Below are 15,536 nucleotides of genomic sequence, written 5' to 3' on the forward strand. Positions count from 1 at the left end.
CACTATCTCGGGGAATGAACGCTTACCCTGGATCCAGGTTCTGAGGCCTCGTCCTGAATATATTTCTCGAGAGCGTCAATTGTCATCGGACGCGCAAAAAGGTAGCCCTGAAACAGATCACAGCCGCAATCTTCGAGTATCTGCCGCTGTTCCTCGGTTTCTACGCCTTCGGCGAGAATGGCCATCTCGTAGATACGGCCAATGTTGATGATGTTCTTGACCATCTTCAGAGAGGTATCGTCCGACAGAATGTTGTTGACGAAGCTCTTGTCGATCTTTAGTTCATCAATAGGTAGATCACGAAGAATGCTGAGGGAGGAGTACCCGGTTCCGAAGTCATCCAGAGCGATCCGGACGCCCGCTGAATGCAATGTCTGCAGAACGCCACGGAAGTGATCGAGATCCTCGATCAACAGATTCTCCGTGATTTCCAGACACACAGCGTGCACCGGCACGCCTGCGTTGCTGAGCTTCGCCAGAAAATCTTCCGCAAAGTCAGGCTCGGCAAACTGGCGCAGAGAGATGTTGATTGATAGCCTGAAATCCATTTTGTAGCGCTGAGAAAGGGTCTGGATCTGGTGGAGTGACTGATCAACTATATAGTTGCCGAGTTCGCCCATTCCGCCGGACTGTTCCGCTACGCCGATGAATTGATCCGGTGGGATAAGTCCCAGTTCAGGGTGGTGCCAACGAACCAGCGCTTCAACGCCATGGAGCTGGCCTGCGGCATTGATCTGGGGCTGGTAGGTCATGTAAATCTCACCGCGCTGTTCGGCGCCCCTGAGTAACTGTTCAATCTTGAGCCGTTGCAGGTAATGTTCTTCCAGGCTGGGCCTGAAAACGGCGACGCTGTTGCGTTTCTTCTTCGCCTCATACATGGCGATGTCTGAAGCCCGGAGCAGTTCGTCCAGACGGGTACCATGCTCTGGAAAATGGGCGATGCCAATGCTGCAGCCGGGAGAGAAGGTCATATCGAAGGCGCGGATGTTGTCACAGGCCTGATACACCAGGGTGGCTGCTCGTTGTTCGTTCTGGTCCCGGTCAGCGCCCGCTGTCAGAAGGACAAACTCGTCACCGCCATGGCGAACCAGTAATTCATTATGGTTGGTATTGGCGTGAAACCGTTTGGCAAGTTCAACAAGAATGCCATCACCGATGCTGTGGCCAAAGTTATCGTTGATCCCCTTGAAGCTATCCAGATCGATGAACAGAAGTGAGAAAGCTGGTTTCTCATGCATCCACTCGTCAAAGGTTGAAATCAGGTAGTTGCGGTTCGGCAGACTGGTCAAGGCATCATGGTTGGCCTGAAATATGAGCTCCCTGCGTCGGCCCTTTTCTATCCGGTCAATGTAACGGAATAGCAAATACATACTCACCGTGAACGCCAACATGACCAGCAGGTAACTGGCAAAGATATTGAGAAACTCTCGTATCAGGAAGGCATCTTCAATCTCGGAGATAAGCCAGAATTCATATCGGGGATGGTATATGGCTACGCCTCTGACCATGCCTCGCTCGGCCCCCGCATCCCAACGGAAAGCTATCGGCCCCAAACCAGATCGGCTGCTGGAGCGATCAGGCTCCGAGAAATCCTGCAATATCCCCATGAGATTTCCATAGGCCGATTGGGCCATGGGCTGCTCGTGGAAGTTTTTGACCAGCTCATCACTGGTGGCGTATTGGACGTAATGATCGCGACTGCGAAAAATGGTAATACGATGGAAGCCCCCCAGGATGTGGCCTCGCGAAAAATAGCCGTCTGCGCCCATGACGCTAAGGGCTCCAGTCATGACCCCGAGGACTTCGCCTTGGTCGTTGCGAATTGCCTTGCGTGCGGGAACAACCAGGCGGGGCGCGAAGTAGGTGCGGCCAAGGACCATCTTGTCTGTTTCCAGGGCGTAGGCGAAGGAGTCGCGCACCTCAGGCGCGCGCAAGATGTTGGTCACGTCGTTGTCGAGACTTGCCGTGCGTTCCAGCACCTCGCCCCGGGGAGAAATCACTGCGAACCCTGAGAAAAAGTCCGGGTTCAGATTCATCAATTCGTCGAGCCGGGCCTGGAGATCTTCAGGCTCATCGGTCCCTGGCTTGAGCAGATCTTCGCCCATCAGGGTGAGGATGACTTCCTGTTGTTCCAGAATCGACGAGAATGCACCGAACCACTGGGCCGCCAGCCCTTGTTGGCTGACACGGTAATATTCGGTGAGGCTGTTCCAGCGAGAAACCGAGATGCTTACCAGCAGGACCGTGCTTGAAAGTACGAGCACGAAGAACAGTAGCCATATATTTTTTCTCGGGACATCCATTGCTACTCGCTCTCCGTTTTGCTCCGGCCTGAGGTTGGCTCGCGGTTCGGCGGATCCTGTCAACACAGCATAGGCGATCGATCAGTGAATTAGAGGGCGGCCGCGCCAATTAGGGCAGCAGTCAACCTCAGTGGGCTCAGCCATTTCCGGACTAACATGCGTGCGGATCGCCTCCGGCTGAAGCTATGCAGTCGTCTGATCACAGCAGAAGACCGTTCAGTTCGTCATCTGGAAACGCGAATGCGAGCAATGGCGGAGAGGGAGCGGTGGCGTCCAGCTCGGGTAACAATGGTTACCAGGGCACGAGATCTTGCGCGACAGAAGAGAATGGTGGGCCCAGTAGGACTTGAACCTACGACCAATCGATTATGAGTCGACTGCTCTGACCAACTGAGCTATAGGCCCACTGATAGTGCAACAGCCGGGGAATTATACGGATTGACGTGGCGGGTGGCTATAGCTTGGCGCTACGACAGTTAAATACCTGTTCCACAACGGAAAACGCCCGGTGAGCCGGGCGTTTTCGTTAGTGCAGTTGCTTATTCGTCAAGGAAGCTGCGCAGGTGATCGCTGCGCGTCGGATGACGCAACTTGCGCAGGGCCTTGGCTTCGATCTGCCGGATCCGCTCGCGGGTGACGTCGAACTGCTTGCCGACCTCTTCCAGCGTATGGTCGGTATTCATGTCGATGCCGAAGCGCATGCGCAGAACCTTGGCTTCCCGTGCAGTCAGTCCGGAGAGGACGTCGCGGGTCGCTTCCTTCAGGCTCTCGACAGTCGCTGAGTCGATAGGTGATTCCATGGCACCGTCTTCGATGAAGTCGCCCAGATGGGAGTCTTCATCATCGCCGATCGGTGTTTCCATGGAGATCGGTTCTTTGGCGATCTTCAGTACCTTGCGGATCTTGTCCTCAGGCATTTCCATCCGTTCGCCCAGTTCTTCAGGCGTAGGCTCGCGGCCCATTTCCTGGAGCATCTGCCGCGAGATGCGGTTCAGCTTGTTGATGGTTTCGATCATGTGCACCGGAATACGGATGGTGCGCGCCTGGTCTGCGATAGACCGGGTGATCGCCTGACGAATCCACCAGGTGGCGTAGGTCGAGAATTTGTAACCGCGACGGTATTCGAACTTGTCCACGGCCTTCATCAGGCCGATGTTGCCTTCCTGGATGAGATCGAGGAACTGCAAGCCACGGTTGGTATATTTCTTGGCGATCGAGATAACCAGACGCAGGTTGGCCTCGACCATTTCCTTCTTGGCGCGACGAGCACGGGCTTCACCGATCGACATGCGACGGTTGATGTCCTTCACCTCGGACAGCTTCAGCTCGACTTCGTCTTCCAGCGCAGCGAGTTTCTTCTGCGTACGGATGACGTCAGGCTTGACTGCTTCGAGTGCTTCGGCATAACGCGGGCTGTCAGCCAGCAGGCTGTCGACCCACTGTTCGTTGGTCTCGTTGCCAGGGAAACTGCGCAGGAAATCTGCACGCGGCATGCGCGCATCACGCACGCAGAGCTGCATGATGGCGCGTTCCTGGGCGCGGATCTGATCCTGGGTGCCGCGGACGCGTCGAACCAGTGCTTCGTACTGCTTGGGCACCAGCTTGATCGGCATGAACAGAACGGCAAGCGCTTCCAGCTCGTCGGTAACGTCCTGGCTGCCGCGGCCGTGCTTTTTCAGCGCTTTCTTGACCTTGGCCAGCTGGTCATCGATGGCGGTGAAACGTTGACGGGCGACTTCCGGATCCGGGCCGCCATCGCCTTCTTCTTCAGCGGTGTCGTCGTCTTCGTTCTCTTCGTCGTCGTCAGACTTTTCGTCGGTCTTGGCTTTGGCGGCCGGCGCAGGCGCCTCAACGGCACCCGTCGCGGACATGCCGTCGTCGTCCGGATCGATATAGCCATTGAAGATGTCGGTCAGGCGTCCGCCTTCCTCGACTACGCGATGGTAGTCGGCAAGAATGCTGTCGACGGTGCCAGGGAACATCGAAATGGCAGCCATGACCTCGCGGATGCCTTCCTCGATGCGCTTGGCAATTTCGATTTCGCCTTCGCGGGTCAGCAGTTCCACCGTACCCATTTCACGCATGTACATGCGTACTGGATCGGTCGTTCGGCCTATATCACTCTCGACAGCGGCCAGCGCAGCGGCGGCCTCTTCGGCAGCGGCTTCGTCGGCGTCGTTATCTGCCAGGAGCAGGGCATCGGCATCGGGTGCGGCCTCGAAAACCGTGATCCCCATGTCGTTAATCATGCGAATAATGTCTTCAACCTGCTCCGGATCGGCGATATCCTCCGGTAGGTGGTCGTTGACTTCCGCATAGGTCAAATAGCCCTGCTCGCGACCGCGGGCGATGAGCTCTTTGAGACGGGATTGCTGTTGCGCTTTTCCGGACATAACAACCCTTGGATGCCTTGGTGTGCAAAAAAGTAAGCTGCGGATTATACCTTTATTTCAGTCTTCAGCGCCACTTGGCCACCTGTTACTTGGCGGTAGACGACGTTTTACGACTATTTAGAAGGTCTCGTAGCTGCTGTTTTTCCTCGGGAATGAGCGGCGAAACCGCCGACTTGTCGAGGAGCTTCTGAATCTGGCGATCGGTCTGTCGTGCCAGCAAGTTATTAATGGTGTCAAAAAACTGTTGTTCAAGGTTCGCACTGGGAATATTTAACAACCATTCCTTTTCTGCGAGCTGATTCAACTGATCCCCCATTGCCGTCCCATGCCAGCGGGCCAGCAATTGAATTGTAGTCAGCGTTGGATTTTTTTGCAGGGCATCCACCAATGCCACAAGCAAAACAGCTTCATCCTCGTCCTCGTTTGCAAACTGGCTGGCCTGATTCACCAGGCCGGCGAGATGCGGGTGATGCAATAGTGTTCTCGCTGCGTTAAGCAGCGGATTTTCAACACCATTGGACCTGGCCGCTGGTGCTGAACGCTTGCGATAGCTGCCGCGCGGTGATGAATCAGGTATCGGCTGATCTGCCCATGAGCTTGAGGGCTGCGGCTCGAATTCCTGATGGTCGGTGCCCGGCGGCGCTGCCGGCAATGCATCCAGATCCATGCCGGTTCTGGCTTCCAGGGATTGCCTGAGCAATCGCTGAAGCAGCGTGCCCGGCACCTGCTCGATAAGCGGCAAAGCCAGGCTGGCAAGATGTGCTTTGCCCTCAAGACTGTCCGGGTTGGCTTGTTCCGCCAGATGACGGAACAGATAATCCGTCAGCGTCACAGATTGCTGCGCCATGCGTGCACGAAAGCCATCCTGGCCCTCGTTGCGTACCAGGCTATCCGGATCCTGGCCCTCCGGAAGGAACATGAAGCGCACGTGCCGACCATCGTCGAGGACCGGTAAACAGCAGGTCAGGGCGCGCCAGGCTGCCTGGCGTCCGGCATTGTCGCCATCAAAACAGAACACCACGCTGTTCACGATGCGAAACAGCCGCTTGAGATGCTCCTCGCTGGTCGCGGTGCCCAGCGTCGCCACGGCATTGGAAATGCCATGTTGAGCCAGGGCGATCACGTCCATGTAGCCTTCAACCACCAGGATGTCATCGAGCTGGCGATTCTGCCGACGGGCTTCATATAACCCGTATAGCTCGCGGCCCTTGTGAAATACCGGCGTTTCAGGTGAATTCAGGTATTTGGGCTTGTCGTCACCCAATACCCGTCCGCCGAAACCGATAACCCGTCCGCGGCTGTCGCGAATAGGAAAAGTGATGCGATCGCGAAAACGGTCATAGCGTTTGCCATTCTCGTTTTCAACCACCAGTCCCGCTTCCATCAGCGCCTTCTCTTCGGTGCTGTCGGTAGCCAGATGACCCATCAGGTTATTCCAGCCGGGCGGGGCGAAGCCGATGTCGTATAGCTTGGCAATCTGCCCTGACAGCCCGCGTTTTTTCAGATAGGTCACTGCGCGTTGGCGTTGCGAATGCTGGCGCAACTGTTGCCGGTAAAAGGCCGCGGCCTGATCAAGTAAGGCGTAAAGCGGACTGTCCTGGCGTGGCGCCCGGGGCGTTTGCTGACGCCCGTTGCGCTCTTCGCGTGGCACGTCGACGCCGAGGTTTCGAGCCAGTTCCTCAACCGCCTGGGGAAAGTCCAGGCGCTCGAAGTCCATGATGAAACTGACCGCATTGCCGCCGGCGCCGCATCCGAAACAGTAATAGAACTGCTTGTCCGGGCTTACGCTGAACGAGGGCGATTTTTCGTTATGGAACGGGCAGAGCGCAGAATAATTCTTGCCGGTCTTCTTCAGCTTCAGACGTGAACCGACAACCTCGACGATATCAGACCGTCCAAGCAAATCGTCGATGAAGCCTTGAGGGATCAACCCGGCCATTCAAGCGTGCCTTGCGAGATTCTGAGTGGCTGCGCTCCGGTCGACGAGTGGTTGACCGGAGGCAAGACACTATAGCAGGGAACGCAAAAATCCAGCCAACTCCATGCTCTGGATGGCCGGACATGCGTGCTCAGCTTCTAGTGTCAGCCTGTTGAATGCTGCGCCAGATGGCGTACATTCGCTGGGCCTGTGATCAGGCCCGACAGGTCAAGCGGCTAAACTCAGTACAGACGCTCGCGACGGCGGTGCTCGCGTTGCAACTTCTTGGCGTGACGCTTGACGGCAGCTGCGGCTTTGCGCTTGCGTTCGGTAGTAGGCTTCTCATAGAACTCGCGGCGGCGGACTTCAGCCAGGACGCCAGCTTTTTCGCAGGAGCGCTTGAAACGACGCAGGGCCACGTCGAAGGGTTCGTTCTCTTTTACTTTGACGGCAGGCATTTCGTACCTTTCTAAGAAACTGTGCTGTGAGTGTCATTACAACGCTGTTGGCGGTTGCCTTCAGCGAATGCATTTCAAGGGGACCGGATGTTACCGCCTTCATTGGGGAAAAGCAAAGGGTGATTGGCTTGTTTCGCGTGGACCAGCGCCCGGCGCTTTGCATAAGGAATCTGTAGGGGGCGAGACGCTTGTATTGTATCGTCAGGCTGTACCAGAATGAAACGACCGCTGCGTATGGAAAACAGTCAGCGGAGCAAACGCAGTTATTGCTAACAATGGAGTGTTGCCATGCGTGTGGGTCTGATTGTCGATTCGGCTTGCGAATTGCCGTATTCCTTTATCAAGGAAAACAACATCTTCATTCTTCCGGTCACGGTCAAGGTCGACGGCCACACCTTCGTCGATGACCACGATCCCCAGACCACCCGGCGCTTCTATGATAGCGGCTCCATGCAGCTGGGCCACCAGGCTACGACAGAAGCCTACACCGTCGACCAGATCTACAATCTGTTCATGGGCGAAATCGTTAATCAGTACGATTTTGCATTCCTTGAAACCATTGCCGAAGACCGTAGCGAGATCTATCAGAACGCGATAGCGGCGATGCACCGGATTATCGCCAGCTATCGGCCGCACCGGCAGGCCGCTGGGCTTAGCGGCAAGTTCTCGATGCGCGTAGTTAACAGCAAAACCTTTTTTTCCGGGCAGGGATTGCTTGCGGCGCACACCGTTCATCTGATCAATCAGGGGATCGGCAAGAACCAGTTGCGTGAAGAGGTAAGTCATTTTACCCAGCACATTTTTGGCTGCGCCATTCCGCGCGATCTCGAGTACATCAGGCAGCGCGGCAGGCAGCGGGGCGATAAAAGTGTGTCTGCGCTTCAGGCTTTCCTGGCCAAGCATTTGAAGATCACACCGCTACTGTGGGGCGCGGGGTCGGGCGAGGGGGGTGGACCGGTTTATCGGGGTCGCAGCTTCGAAGCGGCGGTCGAGCGCATGATCGACTATGCCTGCGCACGCATACGACAAGGACTTTTGTCGCCCTACGTGGTGTTCAGCGCCGGAATGGAAGAGCACGAAATGTTCGCCCTGCCGGGCTTCGATCGGCTGATTCAGACATGCAAGGAGCATGACGTCACGCTGCTGGCCTCGCCAGCCAATATCACCAGCAACATCTACGTAGGGCCTGGCGGCGCGGGCCTGGCGCTGGCTGCCGAGCCGCATCGCTTCGAGGACATGCGCTGAGACAGTAAGCCCGGTTGGGCTGGAAAGGCTGGTCTGGGGCGGGCGCGGCGATTATCATGCGCGCCTGATTCTCCTCTGGCTGGGTTGTTTATGCGTGTCCTGGGTATCGAAACCTCCTGCGATGAAACCGGCATTGCGCTGTATGACAGCGAGCGTGGGCTGCTGGCTGACGCTCTGTTCAGTCAGATCGATCTGCACCGCGTATACGGTGGGGTTGTGCCGGAGCTGGCATCGCGCGACCACGTGAAGCGATTGGTGCCGCTCATGCGCGAGGTATTCGAGCGTGCCGGCATTGCCCATGGCGATGTTGACGGTGTGGCCTACACCGCTGGCCCAGGACTGGTCGGCGCTCTGTTGGTGGGTGGCGCCTGTGCCCGCGCGCTGGCCTTTGCATGGCGAGTGCCCGCGCTTGGAGTCCATCACATGGAAGGTCACCTGTTGGCTCCCATGCTGGAAGAGCATCCTCCGGCGTTTCCCTTCGTCGCTCTGCTGGTATCCGGCGGTCATACGCAGCTGGTCCGGGTGGACGGTATTGGCCAGTATCAGCTGCTGGGTGAATCCCTGGACGACGCAGCGGGTGAGGCTTTCGACAAGACCGCCAAGCTCATGGGTCTGCCGTATCCCGGCGGGCCCGAAATCGCTCGGATGGCGCAGACAGGTCAGGCCGGACGCTTTGTGTTTCCGCGCCCGATGACCGATCGGCCGGGTCTGGATTTCAGCTTCAGCGGCCTCAAGACCGCTACCTTGAATGCATGGCAGAAAGGCGTGCGCGAGGGCGACGACTCCGAGCAGACGCGCTGCGATATCGCCCTTGCCTTCGAACAGGCGGTGGTGGACACCCTGACCATCAAGTGCCGACGCGCGCTGAAGAGCACCGGGCTGAAACGTCTGGTGATAGCCGGCGGCGTCAGTGCCAATCGCCATCTGCGCGATTCCTTGCAGCACATGGCGTCTGGGCTCAAAGGTGAACTGTTCTATGCCCGTCCGGCGTTCTGTACGGATAACGGCGCGATGATCGCCTATGCTGGATGGCAGCGTTTGAAGGCTGGGCAGTCTGATCAGGGCGGTATCGAGGCGCGGGCACGTTGGCCAATGGATCAGCTGCCGCCGCTTTAGGGTCTGTTCCCGTTTCATCGCGGCCCCGCCCCAAGGGTTGCGTGTCAAATGACGCCATGCGGCGTTGCGGGACTCGGTAAGGGAACAACCATTACCTGCGCCTCGCGCCTTGCGGAACGCCGCCCGGCCTGGCGCCATTTGACACAGCAACGCGGCTCGCGATGAAACGGGAACAGAGACCCTAACGCTTGAAGCGGTTCTCTGTGCCGTCGAGCAGGCGGCCAATATTGAGTCGATGACGCAGCAATATGAGACCAACCATCAAGCTGACCGGGCCGAGCAATTCTGGTGCATACCAGGCGAGCCAGGGCAGCATTCCTATGCTGGCGACCAACGAGGCAAGAGACGCCATGCGTTCTACGCTAAAGGTTATCAGCCATAATGTTGCGGCAAGTAGTGCAGCGGGCCAGGAAAGCATCAGCATCACCCCTGCGGCAGCGGCTACGCCTTTGCCGCCGCGAAACTGATGATAGAGGGGTAGAACGTGGCCGGTAACTGCTGCCAGTCCGACCAGCCCCTGGGCAAACAGCCCCAGCTCGCAGCGAGCTGCCAGCCAAACGGCAAGAGCGCCCTTGCCGATATCGCAGATCAGGGTGGCGAAGGCCAGCGGACGGTTACCCAGGCGCAGCATATTGCTCGCCCCAGGATTACCGGATCCGATATGGCGCGGATCAGGCAAATGGCCAAGGCGGCTGAACAGCACGGCGAAGGACACCGAGCCGAGCAGATAGGCAGCGATAAGTAACAATGGCAGTGCGACGGACATGGCGCTGAGTCATGACGAAAACCAGATTGTAGTCGATAGCGGAGTAATCAGTGGACCAGATATTCATCAACGGCCTGGCCGTGGACGCAGTAATCGGCGTGTACGATTGGGAGCGCGATATACGCCAGCGCCTGATTGTTGATCTGGATATGGGTTGGAATATCGCCCCTGCGGCCGCCACTGACGATTTAGGCGCCACGCTGAACTACGCCGCAGTAAGCCAGCGCATCACTGATTATGTTTCAGCCAGCAGCTTCGGTCTGGTCGAGACGCTGGCAGAACGGTTGGCAGCATTGATCATGCAGGAGTTCTCGGTACCCTGGTTGCGTTTGCGCATCAATAAACCGGGTGCTGTGCCGGGGGCGGCCGGCGGTGTTGGTGTGCTGATCGAGCGCGGAGCTCAATCTTGATGACCGCGATCTTCCTGGGCGTTGGCAGCAATCTTGACCGTGATCGTCACCTGACACGCGGTCTGGATGCGCTTGAGCAATTGCTGGGCCCCCTTGATCTGTCACCGGTTTTTGAGAGCGAAGCGGTAGGGGTGCTGGGCCGACGGTTCTTCAATATGGTGGTCGGCGCCGAGACGCGCCTGCCGCTCGCCGATCTGCAGGCCGCATTGAAAGCAATCGAGGCCGCTTGCGGTCGCCGGGAAACCAATGTCCCGGGGCGAGTAACGCTGGATATCGATATTCTGGTATACGGCAGTTTGACCGGGATACATCAGGGCATTCTGTTGCCCCGACGTGAAACTGCACGCAACGCCTTTGTGCTCTGGCCGTTGGCGCTGCTCGCCCCGCATGCGATTCTTCCCGGCACCGCTCAGCGCTACGCCGAGCTATGGGCTGGCTGGCAGGGCGATCAGTCGCTGTGGCCCGTGCCCTTTGAATGGTGCGGCCGGGCACTGACACCGGGCGAGTTGATCTCGGCGCATCGGCCCTCCCAGGCGCTCTGATCCTCTCTCCTCAGGGGTTACCGAAAGCTTCTCGATAAGCAGCCAATGCGCGGCTGCGCTCGCGATCCAGCGCTGCCCCGAGCTCTGCGCCCTGAAATCCCTGCTCGAGCAATGGCTGAATGCTGACCTGGCGTGCCGTATCGGCTGCCGAACGCAGATATTCAGCCTGTGGGTAAGACCGAGTATCGGGACTGGCTACTGCCCTGGCATCCGCTTCACCAACTAACAACAGCTGTTCGAAGCGCTCTGGCCTGCGGTAGATATCCACGGATTTGAACAGCTGCATCAACGCTTCTGGCGACAGCTCGGGACCGCTATGGATCGATGGAAGATGATCGCAGGCCAGCAGGGCTAGATCCTGGCAGTCACGGGGCGCCTTGCAGCGCTGGTTTACTCGCTTCACCAGGGCGTGCGCGCTGTCTTGCGGCGAGGCGTCTCTCCCCACATCAAGCAGCAAGCAGGCCCAGCGACCGGCGAGCGGCATATCCATATTGGCTGCAATGCGCAGCCGTTCCAACAGCCGCTTGCCCAAGCTCCCGATGGGCTCGGGGAATGGGTCGTCGAATAGCTCGCCGAGTTCAGGGAAAAGTTTTTCCAGCGCGCAGCACGCACGCAGAACCTCCACGAAGACCTCGGGATACGGTTCCATCAGGGCGCGGCTGATCTCCTTCCAGCTGCGCTCGGCGGTTAATGCTTCGAGCTCGCCGGAAGTCGCCAGCTGTCGCATCAGTTCGCGGGTTTCCTCGGCCACGGTAAACCCCAGGCCTGCGTAGCGCGCAGTGAATCGCGCGACGCGTAGCACGCGCAGAGGATCTTCGGCGAATGCCGGTGAAACGTGACGCAGGACGCGCGCCTCAAGGTCCCTTTGTCCGCCATAGGGATCGATCAATGCTCCGTCTTCAGCCTGAGCCATGGCGTTGACTGTCAGGTCGCGGCGTATGAGGTCTTCTTCGATGGTCACGTCGGGGCTGGTGTGAAAAGTGAAACCGCCATAGCCGCGGCCGCTCTTGCGTTCGGTGCGGGCAAGCGCGTATTCCTCGCCGGAGCCAGGCTCGAGGAAAACCGGGAAATCCTGCCCAACGGGCCGAAAACCAGCTTCTCGCATCATTTCCGGCGTGGCGCCCACAACAACCCAGTCGCGTTCAGTCACGGGCCTGCCGAGCAACTGGTCACGCACGGCCCCGCCCACCAGATATTTGGTGAAGTGTTTTTTCATGCGCAGACTCTAAGGCATTTTTTGCGGCCAGACCACGGGAAGGCCGTCGCCTGGGTTGGAGATTATCGCTGGCACGATTGCCCGCGGCCCGAGGCGCTCGACAGCCCCAGGAGGCAGCGGATGTCCCTGGGGGTGTAGCGCGCCTGCGTTACGCCGGGTTTGAGTTTGTCGCTGATGCAATTGCCGTCGAGTCCGATCGCGGCCCGAGGCGCTCGACAGCCCCAGAGATGCAATCAGATCGGTGGAATGTTCATATCGAAACGGGGAATCCGTTCCTCTTCCCGGGATGGGCGCGGCGGAATATGTGCTTCGCCGACCACGGTATCGCCATCGAGACTTTGCAGATGGATATCGAAACCCCACAGCCTGTGCAGATGCCGCAGCATTTCGTCGGTGGTCTCACCAAGCGGTTTGCCTTCGTGTCGCTGGTGGCGAAGGCTGAGTGAGCGGTCTCCGCGCCGGTCTACTTCCCAGACCTGGATGTTCGGCTCGCGATTGCCCAGGTTGTATTGCGCCGCGAGGTATTCGCGTACGACCCGATACCCTTCATCGTCATGGATCGCGGCAATTTCCAGATAGTCTCGCTTTTCATCATCGACGACTGCAAACAGCTTCAGATCACGGATCACCTTGGGCGACAAAAACTGCAGGATGAAGCTTTCATCCTTGAAGGTGTGCATGGCGAACTTGATGGTTTCCAGCCAATCACTGCCGGCAATGTCCGGGAACCAGCGGCGGTCTTCTTCTGTAGGGTCCTCACAGATGCGGCGAATGTCCTGCATCATGGCGAAGCCCAGGGTGTATGGGTTAATGCCGCTGTACCAGTTGCTGTCAAAGGGCGGCTGGTAGATGACACTGGTATGCGATTGCAGGAACTCGATCATGAAGCCATCGGTGACCTTGCCTTCGTCATACATATGATTGAGCAGGGTGTAGTGCCAGAAGGTGGCCCACCCTTCATTCATTACCTGGGTCTGGCGCTGGGGATAGAAGTACTGTGCGATCTTACGCACGATACGAATGACTTCACGCTGCCAGGGCTCAAGCAAGGGCGCGTTCTTTTCAATGAAATACAGCAGATTTTCCTGCGGCTCGCTGGGATAGCGTGGCTCTTCGCGCTGTTCGCTGGCATGGTTCGGATTGACCGGGATAGTCCGCCACAGATCGTTGACCTGCCGCTGCATATGCTCTTCGCGCTCAATCTGACGCCGGCGTTCTTCCTCAGCGGAGATCGGATAGGGCCGCTTGTACCGGTCAACCCCATAATTCATCAGGGCATGGCAGGAGTCGAGCAGATCTTCCACCGCGTCGATGCCGTGACGTTCTTCGCAGCGCGAAATGTACTGTTTGGCAAAGACCAGGTAGTCGACAATGGCGCTGGCATCTGTCCAGGTCTTGAACAGATAGTTGCCCTTGAAAAAGGAGTTATGACCGTAGCAGGCGTGGGCAATGACCAGCGCCTGCATGGTCATGGTGTTCTCTTCCATCAGATAGGCAATACAGGGATCGGAGTTGATCACGATCTCGTAGGCCAGGCCCATCTGGCCTCGGGTGTAGTTTTTCTCTGTGTGCAGGAAGTGCTTGCCGTAGGACCAGTGGTGGTAGCCCAGCGGCATGCCTACCGAGGCGTAGGCATCCATCATCTGCTCTGCGGTGATGACCTCGATCTGGTTCGGGTAGGTGTCCAGGCCGTAGATGTCATGCGCGATGCGGCCGATCTCCCTGTCATATTCACGGATCAGGTCGAAGGTCCATTCCGAGCCGGTTGAAATCGGTTGCCGGTTCATGAGGCCATCCTCTTCTGAAACAGATTGCGGAACACCGGATAGATATCACCGGCACCGACAATCTGTTGCTGGGCGAAGCTTTCCGAGAACTTCGCAGCGACCTGTTCGTACTCGTACCACAACGCCTGATGTTCGCGGGGGGTAATCTCTACGTAGCAGTAGTACTGCATCGCCGGCATGATCTCGTTGATCAACAGATCGCGGCAGATCGGCGAGTCGTCATTCCAGTTGTCCCCGTCAGAAGCCTGGGCACAGTAGATATTCCATTCATTCGGCGAATAGCGGTCCTGAACGATTTGTTGCATCAGGCGCAGCGCGCTGGAGACGATGGTGCCGCCGGTTTCGCGCGAGTAGAAAAACTCCTCTTCGTCGACTTCCTTGGCGCTGGTGTGGTGACGAATGAATACCACCTCAATGCGCTCGTAATTTCGCTGCAGAAACAGATATAACAGGATGTAGAAACGCTTGGCCAGGTCCTTGGTGGCCTGGGTCATGGAGCCGGAGACGTCCATCAGGCAGAACATCACAGCCTTGGAGCTGGGGTGCGGCACCTTGGTGATCAGGTTGTAGCGCAGATCGAACGTATCGAGGAATGGAATGCGCGCAACACGCCGGCGCAGCACCTGAATCTCTTCTTCCAGTGCCTTGATATCGTCAAGATTGTCCGGCTGGATAAGGCGCAACTGTTCAAGTTCCCGTACTGCCAGACGCAACCGGGAACGACTGCCGCCGCTGAGTGCGATGCGCCGGGCATGAGCTGCGCGCATGGAGCGCACGATATTGATACGCGACGGGTTGCCCTGTTGGGTGATCCCGGCGCGGACGGGTTTGAAGGTGTCGGTTCCAGCCAGATGGCGCTTGATCAGATTGGGCAGCGCCAGATCTTCGAACATGAAGTCGAGGAATTCTTCCTGGGTGATCTGAAAGACGAAATCGTCTTCGCCCTCACCGCTATTGCTGGCCTGCGAGCCACCTCCACCGCCGCCGCCTTGAGGTCGCGCGATCTGGTCGCCGGAAGTGAATTCCCGGTTGCCCGGGTGTACCCGGGTCTGGCGTCCGCCCTGGCCATGGTGAAAAATGGGTTCGTCGATATCACGGCCGGGAATGCTGATCTGTTCGCCGTGTTCCATATCGGTAATGGAGCGCCGGCCCACCGCCTGCTCAACCGCTTTCTTGATGTGCGCCTTGTAACGGCGCAGAAAACGTTGACGGTTTACCGTGCTCTTGTTCTTGCCATTCAAACGTCGGTCGATCACATAGCTCATTCAAGCCCCTCCGGGGGAGGGTCAGCTTCAAGCTGCAAGCGACTTACTTGAAGCTGACCGTGCTGCTTCGGGTACTGCTACGGTCACGCAGACTGCTTGTCGCTTGCAGCCGCAGCC

12 protein-coding genes and 1 tRNA gene are annotated in these 15,536 nt (G+C 57.9%); 4 read left to right on the plus strand and 9 right to left on the minus strand.

Annotated features, from left to right (window positions below):
* Positions 1-2: 2 nt before the first annotated feature.
* The 5 genes from FZE95_RS07200 to rpsU form a co-directional block, all read right to left on the minus strand.
* Entirely contained in the window at positions 3-2,303 is a 2,301-nt protein-coding gene (locus tag FZE95_RS07200) for a putative bifunctional diguanylate cyclase/phosphodiesterase (RefSeq protein WP_150300181.1), read from the minus strand.
* Positions 2,304-2,631: 328 nt separating this feature from the next.
* Positions 2,632-2,708, minus strand: a tRNA-Ile gene (locus tag FZE95_RS07205).
* A 134-nt stretch (positions 2,709-2,842) separates the two neighbouring features.
* Positions 2,843-4,696 (minus strand): RNA polymerase sigma factor RpoD, encoded by a 1,854-nt coding sequence (gene rpoD, locus FZE95_RS07210; RefSeq protein WP_150300182.1) that lies wholly within the window; start codon positions 4,694-4,696, stop codon positions 2,843-2,845.
* 85 nt (positions 4,697-4,781) lie between these two features.
* Complete coding sequence (dnaG, locus tag FZE95_RS07215) at positions 4,782-6,635, minus strand: DNA primase (RefSeq protein ID WP_150300183.1); 1,854 nt, start codon at positions 6,633-6,635, stop codon at positions 4,782-4,784.
* 221 nt (positions 6,636-6,856) lie between these two features.
* Positions 6,857-7,072 carry a 30S ribosomal protein S21 gene (rpsU, locus tag FZE95_RS07220; RefSeq protein ID WP_150300184.1) on the minus strand — a complete coding sequence of 72 codons (216 nt, stop codon included), beginning with the start codon at positions 7,070-7,072 and terminating at the stop codon, positions 6,857-6,859.
* Positions 7,073-7,360: 288 nt separating this feature from the next.
* Between rpsU and FZE95_RS07225 the strand changes: the two genes are divergently transcribed.
* Positions 7,361-8,317, plus strand: a complete 957-nt coding sequence (locus tag FZE95_RS07225) for a DegV family protein (protein WP_150300185.1) — start codon at positions 7,361-7,363, stop codon at positions 8,315-8,317.
* Positions 8,318-8,407: 90 nt separating this feature from the next.
* Complete coding sequence (gene tsaD, locus FZE95_RS07230; RefSeq protein WP_150300186.1) at positions 8,408-9,433, plus strand: tRNA (adenosine(37)-N6)-threonylcarbamoyltransferase complex transferase subunit TsaD; 1,026 nt, start codon at positions 8,408-8,410, stop codon at positions 9,431-9,433.
* 181 nt (positions 9,434-9,614) lie between these two features.
* Here tsaD and plsY read toward each other — a convergent pair whose 3' ends face one another.
* Positions 9,615-10,199 carry a glycerol-3-phosphate 1-O-acyltransferase PlsY gene (plsY, locus tag FZE95_RS07235; RefSeq protein WP_150300187.1) on the minus strand — a complete coding sequence of 195 codons (585 nt, stop codon included), beginning with the start codon at positions 10,197-10,199 and terminating at the stop codon, positions 9,615-9,617.
* A gap of 50 nt (positions 10,200-10,249) precedes the next feature.
* Between plsY and folB the strand changes: the two genes are divergently transcribed.
* Together folB and folK are read left to right on the plus strand one after the other, a co-directional pair.
* The gene (gene folB, locus FZE95_RS07240) at positions 10,250-10,609 is read left to right on the plus strand and encodes a dihydroneopterin aldolase (protein WP_150300188.1); all 360 of its coding nucleotides are present in this window, start codon (positions 10,250-10,252) and stop codon (positions 10,607-10,609) included.
* Positions 10,603-11,151 (plus strand): 2-amino-4-hydroxy-6-hydroxymethyldihydropteridine diphosphokinase, encoded by a 549-nt coding sequence (folK, locus tag FZE95_RS07245; RefSeq protein ID WP_150300189.1) that lies wholly within the window; start codon positions 10,603-10,605, stop codon positions 11,149-11,151. The genes folB and folK overlap by 7 nt, the downstream gene beginning before the upstream one ends.
* A gap of 10 nt (positions 11,152-11,161) precedes the next feature.
* On the opposite strand, the gene FZE95_RS07250 is transcribed toward folK, so the two are convergent.
* The 3 genes from FZE95_RS07250 to FZE95_RS07260 form a co-directional block, all read right to left on the minus strand.
* Positions 11,162-12,367, minus strand: a complete 1,206-nt coding sequence (locus FZE95_RS07250; protein WP_150300190.1) for a multifunctional CCA addition/repair protein — start codon at positions 12,365-12,367, stop codon at positions 11,162-11,164.
* A gap of 233 nt (positions 12,368-12,600) precedes the next feature.
* Positions 12,601-14,154 (minus strand): SpoVR family protein, encoded by a 1,554-nt coding sequence (locus FZE95_RS07255; RefSeq protein WP_150300191.1) that lies wholly within the window; start codon positions 14,152-14,154, stop codon positions 12,601-12,603.
* The gene (locus FZE95_RS07260) at positions 14,151-15,419 is read right to left on the minus strand and encodes a YeaH/YhbH family protein (protein ID WP_150300192.1); all 1,269 of its coding nucleotides are present in this window, start codon (positions 15,417-15,419) and stop codon (positions 14,151-14,153) included. The genes FZE95_RS07255 and FZE95_RS07260 overlap by 4 nt, the downstream gene beginning before the upstream one ends.
* Positions 15,420-15,536 lie beyond the last annotated feature (117 nt).

The organism is Pseudomonas profundi (assembly GCF_008638305.1).
In the GTDB taxonomy this organism is placed as follows: Bacteria; Pseudomonadota; Gammaproteobacteria; order Pseudomonadales; family Pseudomonadaceae; genus Halopseudomonas; species Halopseudomonas profundi.

Excerpts from the sequence above, each read along its gene's own strand:
- FZE95_RS07255 (WP_150300191.1), bottom strand. The coding sequence starts at position 14,154 with ATGAACCGGCAACCGATTTCAACCGGCTCGGAATGGACCTTCGACCTG.
- plsY (WP_150300187.1), bottom strand. The coding sequence starts at position 10,199 with ATGTCCGTCGCACTGCCATTGTTACTTATCGCTGCCTATCTGCTCGGC.
- tsaD (WP_150300186.1), top strand. The coding sequence starts at position 8,408 with ATGCGTGTCCTGGGTATCGAAACCTCCTGCGATGAAACCGGCATTGCG.
- FZE95_RS07200 (WP_150300181.1), bottom strand. The coding sequence starts at position 2,303 with ATGGATGTCCCGAGAAAAAATATATGGCTACTGTTCTTCGTGCTCGTA.
- dnaG (WP_150300183.1), bottom strand. The coding sequence starts at position 6,635 with ATGGCCGGGTTGATCCCTCAAGGCTTCATCGACGATTTGCTTGGACGG.
- rpsU (WP_150300184.1), bottom strand. The coding sequence starts at position 7,072 with ATGCCTGCCGTCAAAGTAAAAGAGAACGAACCCTTCGACGTGGCCCTG.
- FZE95_RS07225 (WP_150300185.1), top strand. The coding sequence starts at position 7,361 with ATGCGTGTGGGTCTGATTGTCGATTCGGCTTGCGAATTGCCGTATTCC.
- FZE95_RS07250 (WP_150300190.1), bottom strand. The coding sequence starts at position 12,367 with ATGAAAAAACACTTCACCAAATATCTGGTGGGCGGGGCCGTGCGTGAC.
- FZE95_RS07260 (WP_150300192.1), bottom strand. The coding sequence starts at position 15,419 with ATGAGCTATGTGATCGACCGACGTTTGAATGGCAAGAACAAGAGCACG.
- rpoD (WP_150300182.1), bottom strand. The coding sequence starts at position 4,696 with ATGTCCGGAAAAGCGCAACAGCAATCCCGTCTCAAAGAGCTCATCGCC.